20 protein-coding genes and 1 pseudogene are annotated in these 18,677 nt (G+C 37.6%); 14 read left to right on the top strand and 7 right to left on the bottom strand.

Annotated elements, in window-relative coordinates; genetic code table 11:
- Positions 1–336 precede the first annotated feature (336 nt).
- Complete coding sequence (locus ACPF64_RS02535; RefSeq protein ID WP_426455500.1) at positions 337–777, top strand: pilin; 441 nt, start codon at positions 337–339, stop codon at positions 775–777.
- A 212-nt stretch (positions 778–989) separates the two neighbouring features.
- Positions 990–2,618 carry a pilin glycosylation ligase domain-containing protein gene (locus ACPF64_RS02530; RefSeq protein WP_426455499.1) on the top strand — a complete coding sequence of 543 codons (1,629 nt, stop codon included), beginning with the start codon at positions 990–992 and terminating at the stop codon, positions 2,616–2,618.
- A gap of 44 nt (positions 2,619–2,662) precedes the next feature.
- On the opposite strand, the gene bfr is transcribed toward ACPF64_RS02530, so the two are convergent.
- From bfr to gmk, 7 genes and pseudogenes are all read right to left on the bottom strand, one after another.
- Entirely contained in the window at positions 2,663–3,127 is a 465-nt protein-coding gene (bfr, locus tag ACPF64_RS02525; protein ID WP_426455498.1) for a heteropolymeric bacterioferritin subunit Bfr, read from the bottom strand.
- A 245-nt stretch (positions 3,128–3,372) separates the two neighbouring features.
- Entirely contained in the window at positions 3,373–3,567 is a 195-nt protein-coding gene (locus ACPF64_RS02520; protein WP_004639703.1) for a bacterioferritin-associated ferredoxin, read from the bottom strand.
- 219 nt (positions 3,568–3,786) lie between these two features.
- On the bottom strand, positions 3,787–4,170 hold the full coding sequence (locus tag ACPF64_RS02515) for a RidA family protein (RefSeq protein ID WP_002116996.1): 384 nt from the start codon (positions 4,168–4,170) through the stop codon (positions 3,787–3,789).
- 143 nt (positions 4,171–4,313) lie between these two features.
- The gene (locus ACPF64_RS02510; RefSeq protein WP_426455497.1) at positions 4,314–6,419 is read right to left on the bottom strand and encodes a RelA/SpoT family protein; all 2,106 of its coding nucleotides are present in this window, start codon (positions 6,417–6,419) and stop codon (positions 4,314–4,316) included.
- Between the two features lie 39 nt (positions 6,420–6,458).
- Positions 6,459–6,548 (bottom strand): annotated as a pseudogene (locus ACPF64_RS02505) (hypothetical protein); the annotation flags it as partial.
- Between the two features lie 80 nt (positions 6,549–6,628).
- The gene (rpoZ, locus tag ACPF64_RS02500) at positions 6,629–6,907 is read right to left on the bottom strand and encodes a DNA-directed RNA polymerase subunit omega (RefSeq protein ID WP_002116990.1); all 279 of its coding nucleotides are present in this window, start codon (positions 6,905–6,907) and stop codon (positions 6,629–6,631) included.
- 72 nt (positions 6,908–6,979) lie between these two features.
- The gene (gene gmk, locus ACPF64_RS02495; RefSeq protein WP_005044005.1) at positions 6,980–7,609 is read right to left on the bottom strand and encodes a guanylate kinase; all 630 of its coding nucleotides are present in this window, start codon (positions 7,607–7,609) and stop codon (positions 6,980–6,982) included.
- A gap of 122 nt (positions 7,610–7,731) precedes the next feature.
- Between gmk and ispH the strand changes: the two genes are divergently transcribed.
- From ispH to rplS, 12 genes are all read left to right on the top strand, one after another.
- Positions 7,732–8,682 carry a 4-hydroxy-3-methylbut-2-enyl diphosphate reductase gene (gene ispH, locus ACPF64_RS02490; protein WP_198078162.1) on the top strand — a complete coding sequence of 317 codons (951 nt, stop codon included), beginning with the start codon at positions 7,732–7,734 and terminating at the stop codon, positions 8,680–8,682.
- A 171-nt stretch (positions 8,683–8,853) separates the two neighbouring features.
- Entirely contained in the window at positions 8,854–9,327 is a 474-nt protein-coding gene (locus tag ACPF64_RS02485; protein WP_426455496.1) for a pilus assembly FimT family protein, read from the top strand.
- Positions 9,327–9,830, top strand: a complete 504-nt coding sequence (pilV, locus tag ACPF64_RS02480) for a type IV pilus modification protein PilV (protein WP_056482475.1) — start codon at positions 9,327–9,329, stop codon at positions 9,828–9,830. The genes ACPF64_RS02485 and pilV overlap by 1 nt, the downstream gene beginning before the upstream one ends.
- A complete protein-coding gene (locus ACPF64_RS02475) occupies positions 9,830–10,804 on the top strand; it encodes a PilW family protein (protein WP_056482478.1) in 975 nt (324 codons plus the stop codon). The genes pilV and ACPF64_RS02475 overlap by 1 nt, the downstream gene beginning before the upstream one ends.
- A 2-nt stretch (positions 10,805–10,806) precedes the next feature.
- Positions 10,807–11,571 (top strand): PilX N-terminal domain-containing pilus assembly protein, encoded by a 765-nt coding sequence (locus ACPF64_RS02470; protein WP_198078159.1) that lies wholly within the window; start codon positions 10,807–10,809, stop codon positions 11,569–11,571.
- Between the two features lie 71 nt (positions 11,572–11,642).
- Positions 11,643–15,362 (top strand): PilC/PilY family type IV pilus protein, encoded by a 3,720-nt coding sequence (locus ACPF64_RS02465; RefSeq protein WP_426456099.1) that lies wholly within the window; start codon positions 11,643–11,645, stop codon positions 15,360–15,362.
- Between the two features lie 12 nt (positions 15,363–15,374).
- On the top strand, positions 15,375–15,854 hold the full coding sequence (locus ACPF64_RS02460) for a type IV pilin protein (RefSeq protein WP_056482487.1): 480 nt from the start codon (positions 15,375–15,377) through the stop codon (positions 15,852–15,854).
- Positions 15,848–16,312, top strand: a complete 465-nt coding sequence (locus ACPF64_RS02455) for a type IV pilin protein (RefSeq protein WP_426455495.1) — start codon at positions 15,848–15,850, stop codon at positions 16,310–16,312. Before ACPF64_RS02460 ends, ACPF64_RS02455 begins: the two co-directional genes overlap by 7 nt.
- A gap of 146 nt (positions 16,313–16,458) precedes the next feature.
- On the top strand, positions 16,459–16,710 hold the full coding sequence (rpsP, locus tag ACPF64_RS02450) for a 30S ribosomal protein S16 (protein ID WP_000260334.1): 252 nt from the start codon (positions 16,459–16,461) through the stop codon (positions 16,708–16,710).
- 21 nt (positions 16,711–16,731) lie between these two features.
- A complete protein-coding gene (gene rimM / locus ACPF64_RS02445; RefSeq protein WP_003653772.1) occupies positions 16,732–17,280 on the top strand; it encodes a ribosome maturation factor RimM in 549 nt (182 codons plus the stop codon).
- Between the two features lie 42 nt (positions 17,281–17,322).
- Positions 17,323–18,078, top strand: coding sequence for a tRNA (guanosine(37)-N1)-methyltransferase TrmD (gene trmD, locus ACPF64_RS02440; protein ID WP_426455494.1), 756 nt, complete (start codon positions 17,323–17,325; stop codon positions 18,076–18,078).
- Between the two features lie 219 nt (positions 18,079–18,297).
- Positions 18,298–18,666 (top strand): 50S ribosomal protein L19, encoded by a 369-nt coding sequence (gene rplS / locus ACPF64_RS02435; protein ID WP_231762436.1) that lies wholly within the window; start codon positions 18,298–18,300, stop codon positions 18,664–18,666.
- The last annotated feature ends 11 nt before the right edge of the window (positions 18,667–18,677 follow it).

Below are 18,677 nucleotides of genomic sequence, written 5' to 3'. Positions count from 1 at the left end.
TTTTCTAAAAGTTCCATATCTCATAATTTTTTATTTCTCAAGGTGACTGACAAAAAATGTCACCTATTTATTTATTTTTAAAGAGAATTTGTTCACAGAAATAAATATAAAGTTTGATAAGTTTTGTTTACTTTTTTTTATGTGTGATCTGTTATGACTAAAAGTTATGTGACGATTTTTGTCAGTTATTTGCAGTGATTTTATATTTAGTAAATTGAAAAAATAATATAAGTTTTTGTTTTATAAATAAAATAAAAGTTGGCATGAATGCTGCTATATGGTTGATAGCTGAAAAGCTTATATAAAAACATACATACAATCTTTGGGGAAAAGGCTATGAATGCACAAAAAGGTTTTACATTAATTGAACTCATGATCGTGGTTGCCATTATTGGTATTTTGGCAGCATTTTCGATTCCTGCATATCAAGATTATATTGCACGTTCTCAGGTGGCTGAAGGTGTTAGTTTGGGCGACGGTATGAAGTCTGATATTGCAGATAATTTACAGAATAATCAATGTGAACCGGCTGCTGGTCTATCTGCAACAGGTAAATATAGTACTGTTGAAGTTGCTGGTGCTCCTGCAAGTGCTAGTGGTGCAGGCGCTACAGATACTACAGGGTGTCAGGTTCAAATTACTTATGCTGCGTCTGGTACTTCAGGGAAAATTGCTGGGAAAAAATTGTTCCTTGATGTCTTAAATAATGGAACATTGAAAAAAGCAACCTCTGGTTCAGATTTGGAAGAAAAATACACTCCTAAAGGCGTGCTATAAGATCTTGACGGCAAGAGCATTTAATATGCTCTTGCTTCTTTATTGTAAAGAATCATAAAACGAAACATTTAAATTAATTAAATTTGTGGTTAATTAAAAGAAAAATTTATTAAAACAAAGATATATGGCTACTATTGGGCCGTTTGCAAAAAACCTAATTATGCTTTCTTCCATGTATAATTCTCTCAAGTTTTAGTCTCTAACCTTTTACTATGCAAGTATTCTTCCTATTCCTCGCTGCAATCCTGTTGGGTTTTGCATGGTTGTCTCCATTTCACTATAGCCCTTGGGTCATGTTCTCGAGTGAAGTGAGTACTTTTGGGGCTGGATTATGCGTATTAGCCGCTCTACTTCAGCAAAATATTAAAATTCCTAGAGCACAACTATTGTTGTTGCCATTTACTTTAATTCCAATAGTACAGTGGGGTTTTGGTTTAGTTTTTGATCTGAGCACAGCCTTATTGAGTTCATTTTACTTGTTTGGTTTTTGGTTTATGGTCTTAGCTGGTTACAACCTATCTTTAGATCAACAAAAGCGAGATCAAATCTTTTCGGGTTTTAGCTTACTCGTAATTATTGTATCCCTTGCCACTAGCTTCATGGCAATTTGCCAATGGTTGAATATCGAGTCTCATATTCCGTATGTGCTTAAGTTACTGGGTAATCGTCCTTACGGTAATTTTGGTCAACCCAATAATATGGCAACTTTTTTAATTATTGGGTTATTAGGGTGTTTGTATTTATATGAAAAGAACAAAGTAACTATCTGGTTGTTACTACCTTCAACACTCATTATTTTATTTACAGTTGCATTGAGTCAATCAAGAACTTCATGGATAGTTTTTCCATTTTTACTTATCTATTGGGTGATCAAGCAGTTTAGAAAGCAAAAAAGATTTGGATTTGCTCAGGGCTTCTTGTGGTGCTTAACATTTTTCTTAATTGCTGGATTCATCTTACCGTATATTACTCAATTCATTGAATTCTCTACCAATACAGAGATTACTGAAACAAGTACATTTGTTGCTCGTGCAGGTTCTGGACATGAGCGAGTAGGTATGTGGATACAGATATTACATGCTATAGCTCAGCAACCATGGGCAGGGTATGGGTGGAGCCAAACTAGTGTTGCTGTAGTCGATAGTATTCAATATGGAACTGTACATGTATGGTTTAATAGCGCCCATAATGTACTGCTTGATTTAATTATCTGGAATGGTATTCCATTGGGTGCTGTAGTCATTGCGTACTTTGCTTGCTGGTTTGTTTGGTTAAATCAGCAGGCTAAAAATACCATCTCGATTGTAGCTATTATGATGGTATGTACAGTGCTTATTCATGCCATGTTAGAGTTTCCACAGCGCTACGCTTATTTCTTACTTACTTGTGGGTTCTTACTTGGTATTGTGCAAGCACAGGTTCCTGTCCTTAAAGGAGTTGTACTTAATAAACACCTTCTTCGCTTAATATGGACTGTAAGTTTACTGCTTATTATTGCGATTTTACGTGATTACAATGTCTATGTTCTGAATAGTGATTTGCTTTTCAGTAATAAGCGTCCAAATGCAGAGTTCATGGGAAGCCGTAACATTCTTGTTTTAACACAGTTTGATAAACGTTTAAAATGGATTGAACTTAATCCAGAAACTAAATTACCTGAAGCTGATTTAGTTGAGTGGGGAAATTCAGTAAAGAATAAAGCGACTCCCTATAATTTACGTAAATATGCAAAATTGTTAGCTTATAATGGAAAAGTAGAGCAGGCAGAGCAGCAAATATTTATTTTACAGCATCTCTATAAGCAAAAAATAACGCTACCAGATTTATTAAAAGAAAAGTAATAAAAAAAATCCCCTTGTACTCAAGGGGATTTTTTTATTAGAAATTACATCTGACTCTGGATGTAATTTTCAATGCCAACGTTGCCGATAAGGTCAATCTGAGTATCTAACCAGTCCCAATATTCTTCTTCTTTTTCTAAAATTTCTTGAACGAGATCACGAGTTACATAATCTTGTTCCGTTTCAGCGAGTGCAACTGTTTTTTGAATAGCCTCTATATTTTCTTTCACTTTACGAATGTCACAGTGTAGAATTTCTTCTGTGTGTTGACCAATATAAAGTTTACCTAAATGCTGAAGATTAGGTAGGCCTTCTAAAAACAAAATACGTTCAATAATTTTGTCTGCATGCTTCATTTGACGAATTGATTCTTTATATTCGGCAGAACCGAGCTGTTCAATTCCCCAATCATTAAACATGCGTGAATGTAAAAAGTATTGATTAATTGCAGTTAAATGATGATACAGCACTTGGTTAAGCTGATTAATGACATCACGATTGCCTTTCATTGTAGCTACTCCAAAACAATTTCTGCCTTAATTCAATTAAGGCAATCTATAAAACCATTTTAGTGAACAATCATGGATATGGCGAGTAGTTTATGGAACAGCAAATGAAAATCGCAATCAAAAACAACACAATATTAGTACAGGAGAGTTTTCTGCCAAAAAAAACCGCTTGAATGAGGAACTATTAACGTTCCGCAAAAAGCGGTGGAGGAGCTAATAAATACGGTTAAATGTTTATAATTCTTTTAAGCAGCTACGGAAATACGAGCAGCGATTTCTGATAATTCTTCACTAATAATAGCACGTGCTTCTGGTGCACAGCGTCCACAACAAGTACCGAGATCAAGCAAGTCGCGAATTTCGCGATAGCTTTCAGCGCCATTTTCAACAGCGTCTTTAATATCTTGATCGGTAATGCCACGACACAAGCAAACGTACATGGGAGTGATCCCCAAATATAAATGCGATAATTAATATTATTGATAATTATTATCGTTTGTCAATGAAATTCATTTAAAATCTCATTTATTATTATTGGGATTTTGGATAAAAAAATACCACCTGAGCGGAAATCTGAGTGGTGTTTAGATTTTACGCAAGAGTGGTATCTAATTTAGAGCTAAATATTTTTTAATTTCGAGTGTTTAATATTTTGTATCTTATTGATTGATAATAACAATACCATCCATCTCTACTAATGCACCTTTAGGTAGACTAGCTACACCTAATGCTGCACGGGCAGGATACGGTTGAGCAAAATATTCACCCATAATTTGGTTTACAAGTTGGAAATTTGATAAATCGGTTAGGAAAATATTAAGTTTGGCAATGTCTGCAAGTGAACCACCAGCAGCTTCACAAACCGCTTTTAAATTATCAAATACACGGCGAATTTGAGCTTCGATACCTTCTACAAGTTCCATACTGTATGGGTCTAAACCAATCTGCCCTGAGAGATATAGCGTATTGTCTACTAAAATAGCTTGAGAGTATGTGCCGATAGCAGCAGGGGCATTTTCAGTATGAATCACTTGGCGGGACATTTGGTTCTCCTTGATTAAATCTCTTTCCATCATAATCGATGATAGGTTTGGACAAAAGTATCATCGATTTAATTGATTAAGTGGATTTGGAAAGTTTGATTTTGTTAAAGAAACATAAATCTGACCAATAGCTCTTGTAAAGACTAGCTTACTTTGGAAACTTCCATTTGGGGATTAGCAGCATCCAAACGTTCAATACGCGGGAAACCATAATGCATACGTAAGTCACGGATGACTTTTGCAATATGTTTACGGTTGTTGACTACAATATTAACAAAAGTTCTTTGCTCATTTGAATGAACCATCTCTACCCCAGCATTATTTTTACGACATTGATAGATCAGGTCTGATACCTGTTCATCATTCATTGCCATATCTATAGCGAGGTAGGCGGTAAAACGAACATCTTCTACATCATCTGCTTTCCATTGAAGCGGCATAATATTTTCAGGATGTAGATGTTGTTCATGTAGCAAGTTATGGCAGCGGATGCGATGCACAATTAACCCACGACGTGTTAAGTGCCCCTGAATTGGGTCACCCAAAACTGGATTGCAGCAATGCGCATATTTAACGTCGATACCTTCAGTACTTTGAATGAGTCGATCTGAATTTTCCACTTGAGGGTGTTTGTCATGAGCAAATAAGTGATTAGCTACAAGTTGAGGTAGTAGGTCGCCAACCGCAATTTGTTCAAACAGCGTATTTTTATTATCTATATGGCGCCATTGAAGTAAATCTAACCAGTCAGCATCAGAGAGATCACTGATCGAACGATTGAAGAGTTTTAATGCGCGAGAGAGTGCTTGCTCACCCACAAGACGCTGTTCTTCAATTTCCTGATCTTTAAGAACATGTTGTAAAGCACGACGCGCTTTTTGCGTATTAATAAAGCTTAACCAGTCTGGATTTGGTGTTGCTAAAACATCCGTAATAACTTCGATAACCTGACCGCTAATTAATGGTGTAGATAATGGTTTAATCTCACCATCCACTTTTGCACCAACTGCATGGTTACCTAAAAATAAACTTGCTGAATAAGCAAAATCAACTACGGTAGCACCTTGTGGTAACTCATGGAGTTGGCCATGTGGTGTGTAAACCCAAATTTTTTCTTGATGTAAGTAATCTAATAAATCATTGAAGGTTGTTTTTGCACATTCTCCATCGATAAGCGTATTCAGGTTTTGCATAGAGGCCTGAATGGCTGAGCGACAAGTTTGTGGTGCATTTTCACCGAGCACTACCCCAAAACGGGCAGCTTTACGCATAAGCTCAGTTTGAATAGTAAGAGAGAGTGTGGTTTTTTCGCCTTTAAGTTTAATCAATAAAGATTGGTTGCCACCTGGTAACGGACGACGGATATGGTCCTGATATTGAATGACCTGAAAATTTTCTCTTAAGGCATCAACTAGGCGGTCACAGTCGGCAATTGTTTGTAAAACAATTTCAAAAGCATGGCTATGGGTAAGTTCTTGTAGATCCATCTCATTTTTAACGAAATGGCGTAATAATTCGATATTGTTATTTTTCTTTTTAATGCGGCCTTGAATATGATAGTTGTGGAGAAGTTCAGCGAGGTTTTGTTCCCAGATACTTTGATACTTACATCGCTCTGGTTTGGTTTGACGTAGTGCATTTTGCACGTTATCAAACATATCAAGATCAAGATTCTGATAACAAAGATTTTCTAGATTATCGCCCATTTCATTCATGCCGACTAATCTTGCCATTGGCACAAAGATATCAAGAGTTTCTTGAGCAATACGGGCGCGTTTATCTGGACGTAAAGCACCTAGAGTTGTCATATTATGATAGCGATCGGCTAATTTAATAATAATGACACGTGGGTCCTGTAGCGTCGCTTGCAAGATTTTTCGGAATGAGGCGGCCTTATTATATTCTTTATCACTTGACTGGCTAAGTTTGGTTACACCGTCAACCAGCTCGGCAACTGTCAGACTGAACTTTTCAGTAATATCTTCTTTTGTATATTGAGTGTCTTCAATAACATCATGCAAAAGTGCTGCCATTAAAGTTTCAGCATCTAAACGCATGTTCGCAAGAATACAGCTGACAGCAATTGGATGCAGAATGTAGGGTTCACCACTTTTACGTGTAATGCCAGTATGCGCTAGATCGGCAAAATCACAGGCAGCAAGCACTTTCTCGACCTCACTTACCGATAAGTAAGGGTCGATAATCAATTTAAGCTGTTGCTTGGCTTGGCTGACCTCTTCGCCTGGCATAAATCACCCTTTTTCCTAATGCTGAGAAACTAAATCTATCTACTTCTTAATGAAAAGCATATTGCGGAACTTGTCAATTTTTTCATTTGAAAAAGTGTATTTTTTTTTCAATGAAAATAATTGCTTTTTTCAATATCTTTAAATTCAAGACAAAGCCAAATAAAAAACCACCGCAGAAAAACGATGGTTTTTTTATGAAACAGAATTAATTAGAAAGAAAAACCTTCTAAATTCAAGCTGTTTGTAGAAAGAGCAAGATCAAGACTAGAAGTTTGATAATCTTGTTCACGTTGTTTAAGAATTTCTTTCGTAACGTGTCCTGCCGCGATTTCGCGCAAAGAAACTACAGTCGGTTTGTCGTTATCCCATTCTACAGTTGGCTCCATGCCTTGACGTGCCAATTGACGAGCACGTTTACTTGCAACGAGCACAAGCTCAAAACGGTTGTCTACATGATCTAAACAATCTTCAACGGTGACGCGTGCCATAAAAGTTCTCGTTTTGGAATGGTGAATTTGAACAGACTAAACAGTATAAAAGGCTTTCGATCCAGACTCAAGTTATTCCTGTTTTGGTTGAGGAGTAATCAAGTCTTGAATTAATGTTTGATAACGTTTTGCTTGCTGGGATAACACTAAACGGTTTGCTGTAATCACAGCTTCAAGCTCATGTAAGGCTTTATTAAAATCATCATTAATAATGATGTAATCAAAGTTCGTGTAATGCTGCATATCTTCAACTGCACAGCTTAAACGATGTTCAATGACGTCAACTGAGTCAGTACCGCGATTAGATAAACGCTGACGTAAGTCGAACTGTGTTGGCGGTAAAATAAATATTTGCTTGGATTCAGGAAAAAGTTTGCGTACTTGCTCTGCACCTTGCCAATCAATTTCAAGTAGAACATCGTGCCCTTGAGCTAACTGTTGTTTTACAGTTGCTTGAGAAGTGCCATAGTAATTACCAAATACTTCAGCGTATTCGATAAAGCCTTCATGGTTTACTTGGTCTAGAAAGTCATCTTTTGTAGTGAAGTGATAGTGAACACCATCTAACTCACCAGGACGTTGACCTCGGGTAGTATGCGAGACTGAAACATGTAAATTGCTTACACGGTCAAGCAGGGCTTTCACCAAAGATGTTTTGCCTGTTCCTGATGCAGCAGAAACGACAAACAATAGACCCGACATGATATTTTTCCTGATATGATAAAATATCTTCGCTATTGTAGTGTACCGTGCGTTTAAACTGAATAGTTTTAATTGCAAATATTCAAGAGAAATTCCCCTGTTTTATTAATTTTGAGGCTGTTATGGAAATTGTGTTAGCTAATCCGCGTGGTTTTTGTGCCGGTGTTGATCGAGCCATAGCAATCGTCAATCGGGCTTTAGAATGTTTTAATCCTCCTATTTATGTACGTCATGAAGTTGTACACAATAAATTTGTGGTAGATGACTTACGTCAAAGAGGGGCCGTTTTTGTTGATGAACTAGATCAGGTTCCGGATGACTCAATTGTAATTTTTAGTGCGCATGGTGTTTCAAAAGCTGTTCAGCAAGAAGCGGAGCGTCGAGGCTTAAAAGTATTTGATGCGACTTGCCCTTTGGTTACCAAAGTTCATATTGAAGTGACTAAATATGCGCGTGAAGGTACTGAAGCCATTTTAATTGGTCATGAAGGACACCCTGAAGTTGAAGGGACAATGGGCCAATATGACAAATTGAAAGGTGGGAATATTTATCTGGTTGAAGATGAAGCGGATGTTGCTGCACTTGCAGTAAGACACCCTGAAAAACTTGCATTTGTAACTCAAACAACTTTATCAATTGATGATACAGCTAAAGTTATTGATGCTTTACGTGCAAAATTTCCTCATATTCAAGGGCCACGTAAAGACGATATTTGCTACGCAACTCAAAACAGACAAGATGCTGTACGTGACTTGGCCGAACAGTGTGATGTGGTATTGGTCGTAGGTTCACCTAACTCATCAAATTCAAATCGTTTACGCGAGCTTGCTGAGCGTATGGGCAAAGCAGCTTACCTTGTAGATAATGCTGATCAGTTAGAACAGTCATGGTTCAATGATACTTGCAAAATTGGTGTGACAGCGGGTGCGTCAGCGCCGGAAATTCTAATTAAGCAAGTGATTCAACGTTTACAAGACTGGGGCGCACAAGCACCTAAAGAATTAGATGGACGTGAAGAGAACATAACCTTTAGTCTTCCTAAAGAATTACGCATTCACGTGACTCAAGCATAAAGTGTGACTTATTTAACACACTGATTTTGAAATAGTAAAACAGATAATTGTTGATATGACAGTTATCTGTTTTTTTATACCCTTTATCTGCTTTGTATTTGTTTTGTAAATCTAAAAAGTAAAATTTAAATAATAAATAAAAATTTTTAAGTTTATTTGGGGTTTCTGGGGATGAGGGGAATTATTCCGCAAGAAGGGTTCACCTTGGTTGAGCTCATGGTGACGATTGCGGTAATGGCTATTATCGCAATGATGGCTGCGCCGTCTATGTCAAATTTATTAGAAAGTATAAAGTTTGATACTAATCAAAGAAACTTAATCAACACGTTATCTGATGCGAAAAGTCAGGCTGTAATAAGTCATGCAAATGTTTCTGTAAATTTAAACTCCAATGCTGCTAATACTTTAACAACTTTTAACTGGATTGCAGACGAAGATAATAGTTTTGAGCTAAAACTTTTAGCAGCAGATGGAACTACAACATCACTATCTACATCAAACATCATATTTATAGCAAATGGAACGGTTTCTAATATTTCACAAGATTTGCTTATTTCTATGTGCAATTCTCAATTACACGTTAAGAAAAGTTTTGTTTTATCAAAATTGGGTTCCATCTTTATGAATCCAAAGGAAACTTGCTAATGCTAAATTATAAAAATCAAAAAGGTATGGGGTTGCTGGAGATATTAGTTGCCTTACTTTTACTCGCTATAGGTGTTTTAGGGTATGTGGCCTTGCAATATCGTGCAATAGAAGCTACTTCGGAGGCTACATATCGTGCACAGGGAATTAATATTGCACGTGATTTAGCGGAAAGAATAAGGGTAAACCGTTCAGCCTTAAATAAATATAAAACAGAAATTAGCACAGCTGAAAATCAAAAAATATCTCAAAAAAATTGTTCAACAAGTAATTGTACTTCAACTGAGTTAGCAGATTTTGATGTTTCTCAGGTTGCAAAAAATGCAGATGCCTTAGGTATGACTATAAATATGATGACGTGCAAAGGTAATAATAATGGGCGTAATTGTATTTATGTTGCCTGGGCGGATACCAGTGCGACAGATGGTGATGGTGTAACAGATTGTACTAATGGCACAAGTTATAACACGGCATCAACTTGTTTAATCATGGAGGTTTATTAATGAAAAACCAATATGGTTTTACTTTAATTGAGTTAATGCTGTCCTTAACCTTAGGCTTGATTATTACTGCCGCAGCAATTTTATTATTTTTTACTGGACAAAAAAGTTTAACGTTACAGCACGGTGCGACGGATTTACAGGATAATGCTAATTTTGGTTTGAACTACATAGTTAAAGATATCAGACTAGCTAATCTAGATGCTGGTCGGGCATTTATGAATGATCAAACAACATATGGTGGAGTTGTACTTACTTCTACAGCGAATGCCTTTGTTGATACATTAAATGCCAATACTAAAATTGCTAATTTACCCAATTCTATTTTAGAAGCAAAAGTTCCTTTAACCTTACTAACTCAAAGCGATGGAGATAGTGTAGGCACTGCCCCTGCATGGGCGGGCGCATCAAATGTTAATGATTTTACCAGTGATCAGTTAGTTATTCAGTATGCTCCTACTGAAATAGGTGGTTTTGATTGTGAAGGGCAGTCAATTAATACAACAAATAATTATATTGTAGAGCGATATTTTTTAAGAGTTGATACAAGAGCATTAACAAGTGAACCTAATAAGGCATTGTCGTTAGCTTGTGACTCTGGTCATTATCCAAAATCAGGTTCGCCTACAGAAATTACGGGTTTTGGAGATGCTGGGCAGATCATTATGAAACGCGTTGATTATTTTAGGGTTCTATTAGGTATTGATGTTGGGAATGGACAGTATCGTTATATTAGTTCTCATGATTATTTAACGAATTATGCCTCACCGAGACCTCGTATTTTATCAGTTCAATTGGGAATACTGACGCGTTCTGTGCAGTCTGTGGGACCAGATGCCGCTATTAAGGATAATCAAACATTTAATGTGCTTGATCGTACAGTAACGGTTAAGACTCCACAGTCCAATAGCCCGAAATATATTAGGCAAGTTATTTCCCAGACAATTGCCTTGAGAAATGGTTTTGGAAGCCGATAAAAATGAAAAAAAATCAAATAGGTGCAACTTTAATCGTTGTGTTGGTTTTATTGCTTGTAATTACGATAATTGGCACATTAGCTATCCGTCAAAGTTTGATGTCATTAAATATTGTCACAAATAGTCAAGCACAGCAGTTGCTTGTTCAAAACTCGGATGCTGCCCTATTTAATGTGGAAGATGGTAGTAATTTACTGCGTAATTTAGCCCGTGATGGAATGTTTGGTTATATCCGTGGTGATGCCAATAAAGATAAAGAATTAGTGTTTTGCTACAGAGGTGATCAAAGCCAGTTTTTTAGTCTAGCAAATGCCAGCATTATGCAATGGATAGCTGGAGCATCTGCTCCAACGGGAAGTGCTTTAGGAACCGATGGCTACTGTAAATCTAATTCTAGTGATAGTACAAAAAATTATTTTACGAGTGGTCGTAGTGTCGTAATGACACAGGTAGCAGTAAAGTTTGCATCTACTGCAAGTGATCCATTTCAGCATAGTTTACGTGGCACAGATACTAAAAATGTCAAAATGGAGGATACGGAAAAAGTTGTTGTTTTTGCTACATCTTTTATTCCATCTTTGTCGACTGCATCCAAGGCAGATATAGATCAATGCCTTTCGAGCAAAATGAATCAAGTTATACAACCATCTGATGTATTAACACCTGCTACAGGAGCGACAGAAAGCGTTTCAGCTTGTTTACACAGACTAAATGTTCCATATACGACGCAAGTAGCTGAATACACGATTGCACAAGGTTTTACTTAATTGGGGAAAGCATGAAAAATTATAAAAAAGACAGAGATTCTATCTTTCAGAATGGTAGTAAATTGGGAGTAATGACGGGAACATCCCTTCTAACAACACTCATCTGTTCTAGTGTAGTACATGCTAGTGATATTGATATTTATCAACAAGCTAGATCTGGAAAAATTACCTTAATGCTAATGCTGGATATTTCGGGGAGTATGAAAGGTCAAACAGCATGTGATCTACCAAGTGGGGCAAGTTATATTACTTCAGGCACTGAAGCAATAACATCAACAGTACCTTATACACGGGCCTATTGTGAAGCAACTGGAAGTAATAAGGTTTATTTATATAGAAGTTATAGTAAAGGTACAGGTAGGAATAAAGTTTATTATTATGAGGAATGCACTAATAAACCAACTAAATATCAAGATTGTTCTGGAGCTTATTTAGGAAAAACCATGACAGGCTTACCTCCTGCTACCACAGGAACTGAGGGGCCTTATAGTGGATATACGTATAGTTACAGTTCAGATGTCGTGAGATATTATGATCGTATTACCCGTGTGAAAGATGGGGTATTTGATTTATTAAAAGGCAATACCGCTAAAGGTATCGATGCTTTATCAGATGATAAAGTAATTGGATTATCAACTTTAGGAGTTGTATATAACAATCAGTCTTACAGTACGGGACGAGTTCTTGTACCCGCAAGACCATTAGGGGATTTAGTCGGAGGCTCTACTCAAAGGTCATTACTACTTTCAGCAGTTTCAGGGTTGCCAGCACAAACAAATACACCTACTGCACGTTCTTATGCAGAGGCTGCTTCTTACTTAATGGGAACATCAACGAATAGTGCAAACTTGCAGGTATATTTCCAGAATAACTATGGCTATTATGCTGTATGTGATAATTGGGATGCAAATGGTGCATGTATCGGGACTTGGAGTAACTGGAATAGTGGGTCACTGCCATCTGGTTATACAAAGGGAAGCAGTGGGACTTTAGGGGGATATAGTGGATATTATTATTATGGTCCGCATCCCTATAGTGGTTTTCCATTATCTGTTGGGGAAAGTAAAAAAACAGATCTTTTATTTTATAAAACACCAGATTCTTTAACTCAAACTGATAGCATTAAGCAGTGTAGTGGACAGGGTGTTTATGTCCTAACAGATGGTGAACCTAACAATAATTTGGGTTCTCAAAATTTGATGCAAACTGCTTTGTCAAATAAAGGAAGTAGTTTTAGCTGTACAAATACTGCTGATGGTTGGGATTGCATTCATAAGTTTGCTTTAAAGTTACTTGATGCAACTGCAAATCCTTTAGGTTTAAAAATAAGAACTGCTGTTGTTGGGTTTGGTTCAGAATTTAATGATGCTCCTTCTTATAACAAAACGCTTACGCAAGCACAGAATATTGCTAATCTCGGTACGATTGATACCAATGTAAAAAAAGCCGCTTATTGGGGAATTGTTGGAGAGGGAGGGTGGTATTCAGGATCAAGTTCTCAGGATATTGTAAATAGCGTAAATGATTTTATTGATAATTTGAGTACAGACATTCCTGCGGTGACTACTGGGACACCTACTATACCCCAAGATGAGTTGAATCCAACTGCTATTCAAAATTATGCCTATTACCCTCAATTTCAACCCACTCCAGATAAGAATTATCAACTATGGGCTGGAAACCTTAAAAAATATAATGTAAATAATAGTGGCCGTCTGACAGATAAAAATAATACTTTAATCGTTGATAGTGCGGGTAAATTACTGGCAAATAATGATTTGTGGGCACCTGATGTACAAAATGATGTGAAAGATGCAGATGAGACAACTTATGGAAGCCAGAAGTTTGCATGGATGGGAGGAGTTAAATCACAGTTAGTATTACGTACATCTGCAACAAATACAGATACAGCCAATCGTAAGTTATTAACTAACAGAAGTATAAGTGGAACAGGGGCTACATTAATAATAAATGAAAGTTCAGCAACTGCATTAAAGCAAATAAATTTAAGTTACTTAACTGAGGATAGTTACAAGGAAGATCCTCAGCGTGGTTATTTAATGAATTTACTTGGCTATGCAGTTGATGCAACTAAGCCAGAAACTATTAATTCAACATTACTGTCTACAGCATCCGAACTTCGTCAAGTTGGAGCTGTAATGCATTCATCACCTATATTAATTACAAACAAAGGTGAAATTACATATAGCAATAATACCTTAGGTTCAAAAAATAGAGAGGATTATATTGTCTTTGGTACAACACAGGGTTTATTACATGTAGTTGATGCTTCAACTGGTAAAGAAAAGTTTGCTTTTGTTCCCAATGAAATGGTTGATAATCAATATAAAGCTTTTGCAAAATTTGATTCAACGAATGGGGGAATGCAGAATCTGTTCTATGGCGTAGATGGTCCTTGGAGTGCTTATACAGAGTACGTAGCGGATAGCAGTGGTAACTTAACAGTGGGAACTGGTAAAAATAACCTAAACGGAAAACAATACGTATATGGTGGTTTACGTATGGGAGGAAATAGTTATTACGCACTTGATTTAGCAGATATCAATAATCCAAAACTGAAATTTCATATTGACCCTCTTAATCAAAAAATATATGCCAATGGTAGTTCAAAGACAGTTTCGGCTCTACAGTACATGGGACAAAGTTGGTCTAAGCCAACAATTGCTTGGGTAAAATGGGGTGGAGTACGTAAGCTGGTTATGTTTGTCGGTGGAGGATATGACGCTGGTTATGAAAGTGACAGCTATAGTCAGACAAATAAAACTGGTGCGGGTGTATATATGTTTGATGCTGAAAATGGCGATTTGCTTTGGTGGGCGAGTGATAATGCCACTGCATCAAGTGCAACTACAACAACTTCAGGTTTGGTTGCGACAAAGAATAGTAATCTTCAATATAGCGTTGTTAGTGAAATTAAAGCAATCGATCGTGATGCTGATGGCTTAGTGGATCATCTTTATTTTGGGGACCTAGGGGGGCAAGCTTTTCGCATAGATTTAAATAATAATTCTACTACTATAGGTGGTTTTGCGACACGTGTAGTTCGACTGTTAAATTTACATAATGGACAATATAGTCCCCGCTTTTATGAAGAACCAGCTTTTTCAATTTATGACTATGAGCGTACTCCATTTGCAGTAATTACCTTGGGTAGCGGTAATAGAAGTAAACCTTTGGCAGAGTATACTGTTGGTTCGTCATATGATTACGATGCAATTTATAATATTTATGATAAAGACGTTGCTCGTCGTGATTTATATACAAGTATTACATTAAATACAGAGGCTAAAAATACAACAGCTGCAAATCCCTTAGCCGAAATCACCGATACAAACCGTTTTTCGAATAAGATTTTAGTGGCACCTTATAGTAGCAATGGATGGTTTTATCGGTTTAAGTCAAATAAACAGCAAAGCGAAAAGATAATGAGCGTGCCATTGGTTATTAATAACGATCTGTTCATCAGTACTTTTGATGCAAGTAAGTCGGGATTGGCTGGTGATTGTGGTGCGGGAGTAAAGGGAGAAAGCTTTGTAAATTTATTCTGTATGCCTTATGGCCAGTGTGCAAGTGGTACAACTACTACTAGTCGTTTAAGTCTGGGGGCCGGTATTACATCAGCTTCTATTGGTGCAGCAGATACAGCGGGATCTACTCGTCTTATTGTTGCAAATGTTGATACTTCGAATATACAGGGAAACCTGATTAAGGATAAACGATATGGTACAAAGTTATCTTTAATTCCACAGCGTTGGTATGAGAAAAACTAGTAGGAAGATGGCATGAAACAAATAAAAACGTCATATTCCAAAGGTTTTACATTAATTGAGCTAATGGTAGTAGTGGCGGGTGTAGCTATTCTGGCAGCAATAGCACTCCCTTCATATCGAGCCTATGTTCTGCGTGCTGATGCTTCGCACGCAGAACAGGAAATCCAGCAAACTTCCATACAGCTCAATCGCCATAAATCTAGAAATTTTAATTATAAAGGTTTTTCTGTAGGTGCTACTGCACCTGTAATTTTACCTGTTGGTGCGACTGGCAGTGCTGTTAAATATACAATAACGGTAAGAGATGGTGATGATACGTCTAAAACCTTAACAGATACCACAGCTCTAGGACAAAACTGGGTTATCCGAGCAGAGGCTTCCGATCCTAATAATTTTACTTTTTTATTTAATAGTAGCGGGGTACGTTGTAAGAATAAAACCACTAGCAATGTTACTTACACAACTTGTGGCACTGGAGGTAAGCCATGGTAAATAAAATCAGAGGTTTTAACTTAATTGAGTTAATGATTGTTGTGGCAATTATTGCGATTTTAGCGGCGATAGCTTACCCCTCATATAAAGAACATGTTCGTCATACCAAGCGTGTGGATATGCAAACTACGTTGCAACAGCTTGCTATGCAGATTCAGCGTTATAAGGTAGCTAATTTAAAAGTTATTGGAGCGACTGCTTCAGATTTGGGTATCGCAACATCTTATCCTATAAATGATACTCCTTTATATACAGTCAATTTGACTCCAGTGACGGCAGGAGCTTTAAATGTGGAAACATGGGTATTGACTGCGACACCAATTGTAAATACTTCACAGACTGGCGATGGGGATATCGTTTTAAATTATCGTGGTGAGCGTTGCTGGACAAAGGGAACCGATATTAACAGTGGTACGGCTTGTGTTCCTTCTACAACTTCGAATTGGGATGGCCGCTAAATTAAATTCAAAACTGCGGATAACTCAAAATTTAATCTTTCTTTCAGGGCAAAAATCACGTAGAATGTTGCCCTCTATGAAAGGGGTTTGAAGTGTTGCCGATGGTCGGCGCAGGGATAATCCGTAAGAATTATAAGGCTTTTATCATGGTTGTTATTCGTTTAGCACGTGGCGGCGCAAAAAAACGTCCATTCTATCAAATCGTTGTGACTGATAGCCGCAATGCACGTGATGGTCGTTTCATCGAGCGTATCGGTTTCTTTAACCCGACTGCACAAGGTCAAGCAGAAAAACTTCGTTTAGATGCAGACCGTTTTGCTCACTGGGTTTCTCAAGGTGCTCAACCTTCTGAACGTGTTGCTTCTTTAGCTGCTCAAGCTAAAAAAGCTACTGCATAATTTTTTTGTAGTAGGTAACCCATGACATCAACACAGAATGTTCCCGAAGATCGTATTCAGATTGGACAGTTACGTTCAGCTTATGGATTGAATGGGTGGCTCTGGGTGTATTCAAATACAGAACCCATGAGCAATATGTTTGACTACCTGCCTTGGTACATTGAGACCAAGGCCGGTTGGCAAACAATAGATGTAAAACGTTGGAAACCACATGGCAAAGGTCTAGTTGTTGCTTTGAAAGGTGTGAGTGATCGCACTGGAGCAGAAAACTTGGTTGGCGCTAATATCTGGGTTGCTAAGTCTCAACTGCCAAAAGCAGATGTAGATGAGTACTACTGGTCAGATTTAAAAGGCTTAACAGTGTTAGGTCTGGATGATGAAGAACAGGAAGTAAACTTAGGTAAAATTCATGAGTTGTTTGAAACTGGAGCCAATGATGTGATGGTAGTGCATGCTACCCCAGACAGCATTGATTCAGAAGAACGCATGATTCCTTGGCATAAAGATGTAGTACAACGTGTTGATCTTGAAGCTGGTCGTATTTACGTTAATTGGGGCGTAGATTATTAATCCTTTTAGGATTAATACAGCAGGAAAATAGAGGAGTCTGTGATGTTTTTTGCAGTCATTACGCTTTTTCCTGAAATGTTTGAAGCGATTACAGCCTACGGCATCAGCGGACGTGCGGCAAAACGGGATATTGTACAAGTCACTTGTATTAATCCTCGTGATTTTGCTGAGGGAAACTATAGAAGAGTGGATGAACGTCCATTTGGTGGTGGCCCTGGGATGGTGATGATGGCTGAGCCTTTGGCGAAAGCAATTAACCATGCTAAACAGCTTGCCTCACAAGCAGGACATGTTCATGTTCCTGTAGTGTATATGTCTCCACAAGGCAAAACCTTAAATGAACAGGCAGTACAGCAGTTTGTTGATTACGACGGCTTGATTGTACTGTGTGGACGTTATGAAGGAGTGGATGAACGTTTGATCCAGCAATATGTTGATCAGGAATGGTCAATTGGTGATTATGTTTTATCTGGTGGTGAACTGCCCGCTATGGTGTTACTTGACAGTATTATTCGCCGTTTGCCGAATGTAATGTCAGATGAACAGTCAGCAGTACAAGATTCTTTTGTTGATGGTCTTTTAGATTGTCCACAATATACAAAGCCAGACCATTTTGAGGGGCTGGAGGTACCAGAAGTGTTAAAATCTGGACATCATGGCAATATCGAAAAATGGCGCTTTTTGCAGCGGTATCAACGAACTTTAGAACGTCGACCAGAGTTGGCTGAAAAAGTAGAGTTGAATAAGCAGCAGAAAAAATGGCTAAAAGATGCGCAAGGGAGTGGTGGTAATTCTTAACCGCTATTCTCAGGAACGAAAGTTCTGCAAAAATACGAGAAGCAATGCTTCGAGTTAAAGCATGATTCTATTTAATGAATAGTTTTATGTATATTCTAAGGCTCTTTATAGACATATTGTCATAAAGGGAAAGATAAACGGGTTGATATGCGTTTTAGCCTCTATCCCCAGCGGAACCTCAGACCTCTTCTGACTCCGCACATATTGGAGATTCCCACAATGAGTGGTAAACATCCTTTAGTTCAAATTATTGAAAATGCACAGTTAAAAACTGATATTCCTGCTTTTGCTCCTGGTGACACTGTTATTGTCCAAGTTAAAGTAAAAGAAGGTGAGCGTGAGCGTCTTCAGGCATTTGAAGGTGTTGTAATCGCGAAGAAAAACCGTGGTTTAAACTCTGCATTTACAGTTCGTAAAATTTCTAGCGGTGTTGGTGTTGAGCGTGTATTCCAAACTCACTCACCAGTTGTTGCTAAAATCGAAGTGAAACGTCGTGGTGACGTTCGTCGTGCTAAACTTTACTACCTACGTGAGTTGTCTGGTAAAGCTGCACGTATTCGTGAAAAATTACCAGCTCGTAAAGCGTAAGCTTATACTGA

The sequence above is a fragment of the Acinetobacter sp. KB005 genome (assembly GCF_049949095.1).
Taxonomy (GTDB): Bacteria; Pseudomonadota; Gammaproteobacteria; order Pseudomonadales; family Moraxellaceae; genus Acinetobacter; species Acinetobacter calcoaceticus.
This window is presented reverse-complemented; position numbering and strand designations above follow the sequence as displayed.